The organism is Mesorhizobium sp. M7A.F.Ca.AU.001.01.1.1 (assembly GCF_004022735.1).
In the GTDB taxonomy this organism is placed as follows: domain Bacteria; phylum Pseudomonadota; class Alphaproteobacteria; order Rhizobiales; family Rhizobiaceae; genus Mesorhizobium; species Mesorhizobium ciceri.
Map to the genome: position 1 here is coordinate 1 of NZ_RZPF01001249.1, position 830 is coordinate 830.

The 830-nt window shown below is 61.2% G+C and carries 2 protein-coding genes; both read right to left on the reverse strand.

Annotated features, from left to right (window positions below; translation table 11 throughout):
* Positions 1-9: 9 nt before the first annotated feature.
* Positions 10-369, reverse strand: coding sequence for a transporter substrate-binding domain-containing protein (locus EN884_RS37430; RefSeq protein WP_082826736.1), 360 nt, complete (start codon positions 367-369; stop codon positions 10-12).
* Positions 347-475, reverse strand: coding sequence for a hypothetical protein (locus EN884_RS40220; protein WP_280142001.1), 129 nt, complete (start codon positions 473-475; stop codon positions 347-349). The genes EN884_RS37430 and EN884_RS40220 overlap by 23 nt, the downstream gene beginning before the upstream one ends.
* Positions 476-830 lie beyond the last annotated feature (355 nt).

Below are 830 nucleotides of genomic sequence, written 5' to 3' on the forward strand. Positions count from 1 at the left end.
GCGTCGACCTCAGCCTTTCGGGCTGAGGTCGACGCCGAACCATTCTTGAGACGTGGCCGCCAACGTGCCGTCGGCTACCATCTCGGCGAGCGCCTTGTTGAGAAGGGCCTGCAGTTCCGGCTCGTTCTTGCGGATGCCGAGGCAGACATTGGTTGCCATGATGCCGCCAACCAGCAGCGGTCCGCTGGTCACAAGCGCGCCATTGCTCTTCGACGCGCGGTCGCGCGCGAACACGATGTTGTCGAACTGGCCGTCTAGTCGCCCGCTCTCGAGATCGAGCTGAACCTGTTCGGAGGAATTGCAGGTCTTGACCTCGCGACATCGCCGAAATTCTGCTGAATGAAGGTCAACTGGCTGGTCGAGAGGGATGCACCCAGCGTCTTGTCTTCAGACCTTCCTTGAGATCGGCGACGGCCTTCTTGCCTTCTTCGGTGTCGGTGGATATCTTGCGACTATCGTTGTGCAGTTCAGTCACCGCCATCGTTCGGAGTAGAAGTAATATTGCCGCTGCCATATCGTTCGAGTCTGCCGGCACACTTCCCGCTTTGGTAAAATCACGACGATGCCCACGCCAAACCGGAATGTCCGCTCTTTAGGGTCGCAGCCCGAAGCGCCCGTCCGCTTGCGTGAAGAGTTTCGGGCGCCGGCAGGCGTACGAAAGTCCCCGAGGAAGGAACCCGTGGGCCACAGTCGATGGCTATGGGGATTTCGATTTTGCGGCTGGTGTCGGCGATGGCGCGACCGCCGCCGGCAAGCGGCGGGTTTGATGCGGACGGACCGTTTCGCCTTTCAGCCACGTGGTATTGTCGGCTCGTCGCGCGGCCAGGGGC